The 4,851-nt window shown below is 47.9% G+C and carries 4 protein-coding genes and 1 pseudogene; all 5 read left to right on the top strand.

From position 1 onward, the window contains the following. Nucleotides 1-415: pseudogene (locus A6M21_RS16440) on the top strand (hypothetical protein); the annotation flags it as partial. Continuing rightward, nucleotides 408-2,180, top strand: a complete 1,773-nt coding sequence (locus A6M21_RS16435) for an acyl-CoA mutase large subunit family protein (RefSeq protein WP_078060820.1) — start codon at nucleotides 408-410, stop codon at nucleotides 2,178-2,180. The pseudogene A6M21_RS16440 and the gene A6M21_RS16435, both read left to right, overlap by 8 nt. Nucleotides 2,181-2,190: 10 nt before the next feature. Next, nucleotides 2,191-2,613: a cobalamin B12-binding domain-containing protein gene (locus A6M21_RS16430; protein WP_078060819.1), complete on the top strand. Its 423-nt coding sequence runs from the start codon at nucleotides 2,191-2,193 to the stop codon at nucleotides 2,611-2,613. A gap of 61 nt (nucleotides 2,614-2,674) precedes the next feature. Further along, nucleotides 2,675-3,871, top strand: a complete 1,197-nt coding sequence (locus tag A6M21_RS16425) for a M24 family metallopeptidase (protein ID WP_066671308.1) — start codon at nucleotides 2,675-2,677, stop codon at nucleotides 3,869-3,871. Nucleotides 3,872-3,916: 45 nt separating this feature from the next. Then, nucleotides 3,917-4,657, top strand: a complete 741-nt coding sequence (gene fabG / locus A6M21_RS16420; RefSeq protein WP_066671306.1) for a 3-oxoacyl-ACP reductase FabG — start codon at nucleotides 3,917-3,919, stop codon at nucleotides 4,655-4,657. The last annotated feature ends 194 nt before the right edge of the window (nucleotides 4,658-4,851 follow it).

Genomic DNA, 4,851 nt, shown 5'->3' with positions numbered 1-4,851 from the left:
AATTTATGGGTCCATTATACGGGATGTGGTACGGGATTTAAATTTTCTGTTGGATGGATTGCCGGAAAAAGGATGGCGTCCAGGGATATATGCCGTAGCAGCATATAGGAACCTTGGTATAGAACAATTATACGATGCTATTCAAAAGCATAAGAATTACCTGCTTCAGTCCGGCCAGTGGATGGAAAAACGATATCGTCGGCGTGAGGTAACCTGTATATCATTGGTTGAAGATAGAATAAAAAGATACATTCAAAGAAGAATTGAAGAGGTGAAGGGGTTTAATAATCTCATGGAAAAAGTAAAAAGGGGGGAGCTGGATCCTTATACTGGAGCCGACCAATTAACTAAAAAGTTAATTGGTGTCATTGCAAACGAAAACTTTATGCAGGAGGGAAAGGATCAAAATGAGTGACGAAATAAAATGCACCCCAGCAAAAACGACCAGGGAAATCATAAGGGAAAATATGTTTCCGGAGGAGCAAGAACCCCTTTTTAACTCTGGAAACTTGACCAAACTGCGAACTAAATTTGAACAGTGGAAAAATAACATGGTGCGACCGGGGGATCGCGAAAACTGGCGTGAGGCCCCGCGCACAGTCTTGGGTTCCGACCATCCCAGAGAACTTGTTTATACGCCATTAAACATCGAAAATTTCGATTACCAAAAATATTTAGGCAACCCGGGACAGGAACCATTTACCAGGGGTATTCATAGCAACATGTACCGTGGAAGGACCTTTACCCAACGGCAATTAGTCGGCTTTGGGGCTCCAGAAGATACCAATGCCAGAATAAGATTTCTTCTGGAACATGGGGCCACCGGAATCAATCTGCTTTTCGATATGCCTACTATTCAAATGTATGATTGTGATGATCCCATGTCAAGAGGTTCTGTCGGTTCGTGTGGAGTAAGCGTTAACCATGTTAATGACTGTGAATTGCTGTTTCAAGAAATAGATATAGCCAGGGAAACTGTTTCCATAGTTACTCATTATCCGTCAAATACAGCCATTTTGTTCCCAATGTATTTGGTATTGGCCGAGCGTAAAGGCATCCCGTGGGAACAATTGAAAGGCAGCGTACAAAACGATGTTACCCTGGAAGAACTGGTGCGGAATGCTGCGGAATATCTTCCCCCACGCGATTGTTTCCGCATTGAGTGCGATAATATCGAGTTTATCAGAAACAATGTTCCGCGCTGGAATTTCATTACCCTTAATGGCTATAACCTGCGCGAATTCGGAACCTCCGGGATTACCGAAATGGCGGTTGCGTTTTCCCATGCTATGGCTATCCTGGATGAAATGATCCGCAGGGGACATGATGTAGATTGGGTGGGTGAAAGGCTGGCCTTTTTCTGGTCCGTAGGCATGGACTTCTTTGAAGAGGTGTCCAGACTTCGGGCGGCCAGAAGATTGTGGTATAAAATTATGAAATATAAATATAACGCCAAAAATCCCAGATCTATGTGGATGAGGTGTCACGTACAAACTTCAGGGATCAGCCTGGTCAGGGAAGAACCGTTAAATAACATTGTTAGATCCGCTTACGAAGCATTGGCTGCCATTTTAGGGGGCGTCCAGTCCCTGCATGTGGACTCGTTTGATGAAGCTTTTGCCGTTCCCTCTGAAGAAGCTTCGCTGCTGTCTTTGCGTACCCAGCAGATAATGGAGCATGAGACGGGAATTACAAAAGTGGTGGATCCCCTGGGTGGATCATATTATGTTGAGTCACTAACCAATCAAATGGAGGAAATGATTCTTGAAGAAATTACAGATATTGAAGAGCAGGGCGGATATGTAGAAGCGGTGAATAGCGGTTATTTATTAAAGAAAATTTACAACTATTTTTATTCTGAACAAAAGAAAATTGAACAGGGAGATATAGAAATTGTTGCCCATAACTGGCAGAAGAGCACCCGGAGCGAGGATATTGAATCATTCAGATACCCTGCAGAGGCGGAACAAAAACAACTGTCGCGGCTGCAGAAGTTTAAATCGGAAAGGGATCCGCATGAAGTGGAGCTCGCATTAAAAGCTTTGAAGGATGCCTGTCAAAATGGGGCTAATATTGTACCATATACCCTTAATTGCGCGCGTGCGGGATGTACTGTCGGGGAGCAGTGGAAGGTTTTTAAAGAATCTTTTGGATTATGGAGAAGACCTGGTTTATTCTAAAAATGGAGGAGTGAGTACATTGCCGCAAGAAGAAAGGATAAAGGTATTGATGTGCTGCTTGGGACCGGAAACTCATAATCGTGGAATTATCACAGTCAGCAGTATGCTCAGGGAGGCCGGGGTGGAAGTGGTTTATCTGGGCAACGCTTCCCCTGAGGAAGCCGTAAGAGCGGCGATGGAGGAAGACGTCCAGGTGGTGGGCGTAAGTTCCCTTTCAGGAGCGCATCTATGTTTGGGAAAGGCTCTTATGGACCTGGCCAGGAAGCATGGGATGGAAAGACAAGTGACTTTTCTCATGGGTGGTGTAATCCCTCCCAAGGATATCCCCGTGCTTAAAGAGATGGGTTTTGGTGAGATATATCCCAGCGGGTCGACCAGAGAGGAAATAGTTGGTTGCATCAGAAAGGCGGCGCAGTGTCAATGCGAACAGTAAGCGGTTACTGAGGTGTTTATCGTGCTTTCTTTATACCACGCTGAAAGGCGAGGTGGATTGTTTGTCTTGCACTGTTAATAATATAGGTTCACAAGGTGACCGTATCGCCGCACTACAAATCAAAATGCGGGAAAAAGGGTTTGATGCGGCCTTGATTATGAACCCCAGGGATGTTTATTACTATGCCGGTACGGCCCAACCCGGCAACCTGCTGATTCCGGCCGGGGGTGAGCCGGTGTTATTTGCCCGCCGGGCACTGGAATGGATTTTGGAAGAGACGCATGTGCAGCGCGTGCTGGAGGCGGTGGGTTTTAAAACGATAGCTGAGGTGGTCAAGGAATTAAACATTGGTGGAGTGCTTGGAGTTACCGAGGATGCGATTCCGGCCTCACTCTACAATAAAATCAGGGAAGCCTTCCCTGACTTTGTATTAAAAAACATCAGCCCTCTGGTGCTTGAGCAAAGAATGATAAAAGATAGCGACGAACTCCAGGCGGTTCGGGATGCGGCATCCCTTTTCGCTGTGCTTCACCGGGTAGTTATGTGTAATCTGTGTCCGGGCATAAAAGAAATTGATCTTTCAGCAATGATCCTGGGTGAGCTCAGAAAGAATGAACTTGAAGGGTTTGCCCGTAACCGGCGTTGGGACGCCTCGCTTCACCCGGAAGGGTTGGTTGCAAGTGGTGAAAACACATGGAAGATCTCCGGACATGCCATGACGGTGACAGGTGTTGGCTTAAGCAAGTCCTTGCCCTGGGGTGCCTCTACCAGGGTCATCGAAAATGGCGATCTGGTAGTGGTGGATTCCGGAATAAATCGCCACGGATATCACGCGGACTGTTCGCGTACCTACGTAGTGGGTAAAGCTACAAAGAAACAGCGGGACGTATTTGCTGCGGTGCTTGAAATTCAAGAACAGGTTGTCCGGTCTATACACCCCGGAATGATAGCCGGGGAAATCTACCGGATTGCCGAAAACGCCGCCTGTCAAACCGGTTACCGGAAATATTTCCAGGGATATGGAAAAATGCAGGGTCGTTATATTGGACATGGAGTAGGGTTGGAAGTTGATGAACCTCCCACCATTGAGCCGGATTCTGAAATAATTATCATGCCAGGCATGGTTCTGGCCATAGAACCGAAGATTATCATTCCGGACTGGGGCGCCGTTAATCTTGAAGATACCTTGATTGTAAACGAATCGGGATGTGAAATCATCACCCCCGTAGGAAGGGAGCTTTTTGAGGTGTGTAGTTGATTTTTTCGTCAATTTGAAGATACTTGACAGAAGGAGGAAACATAGATGCGTTTGAAGGATAAAGTAGCCATCATTACCGGCGGTGCCCGGGGCATCGGCAAAGAAACGGCTCTGGTATTCGTGCGGGAAGGTGCCAAAGTGGTGTTGGGGGACTTTGACGCGGCGGCCGGGGAAGTAGCGGTGCAGGAAATCCGTTCCCTTGGCGGGGAAGCACTTTTTTTTCCGGTAAATGTCTCCGATCCGGTTCAAGTGCGGGCCATGGTGGACGGTGCAGTGGAAAATTTCGGCCGCGTCGACATCTTGGTCAATAACGCGGGCATTACCAGGGACGCCTTTCTGGCTAAAATGACGCCGGAACAGTGGGAGCAGGTCATCGCCGTCAATCTGACCGGTGTATTCAATTGTACCCGGGCGGTGGCCCCGGTAATGATCGGCCAGGGAAGCGGCCGGATACTAAACGCCGCCTCGGTGGTGGGGTTGTATGGCAATGTGGGTCAGACCAATTACGCAGCCACCAAGGCGGGAGTGATTGGCATGACCCGCTCCTGGGCCAAGGAACTGGGCCGCAAGGGGATCACTGTCAACGCCGTGGCGCCCGGCTTTATCATCACCGACATGACGGCCAAAGTGCCGGAAAAGGTGTTGGATATGATGAAGGAAAAGACACCCCTGAGCAGGTTGGGACAACCCCGGGACGTGGCCAACGCCTACCTCTTTCTGGCTTCCGACGAGGCGGCCTATATTAATGGGGTGGTGCTGAGCGTGGACGGGGGCTTAGTATTATAAACTGATAATCTACGATGTACTGTTATTAACCGGGGCGGATGTACCCCGGACTTGGTGTCATAAACAAAAAACCTGCCAGTTTCAATTAATTTAAACTGGCAGGTTTTTCTGTTTCATTTAATTGCCGGGGTCATGAGCATTGTGTAGCGGGCCAGATTATTTGACATGATTTTTGGCCTTGTCAGACTGCTCTA

The organism is Desulfotomaculum copahuensis (assembly GCF_001655685.1).
GTDB classification, from domain to species: Bacteria; Bacillota; Desulfotomaculia; order Desulfotomaculales; family Desulfovirgulaceae; genus Desulfotomaculum_G; species Desulfotomaculum_G copahuensis.
This window is presented reverse-complemented; position numbering and strand designations above follow the sequence as displayed.

Coding starts and splice junctions, on each gene's coding strand:
- A6M21_RS16435 (WP_078060820.1), top strand. CDS start 408: ATGAGTGACGAAATAAAATGCACCCCAGCAAAAACGACCAGGGAAATC.
- fabG (WP_066671306.1), top strand. CDS start 3,917: ATGCGTTTGAAGGATAAAGTAGCCATCATTACCGGCGGTGCCCGGGGC.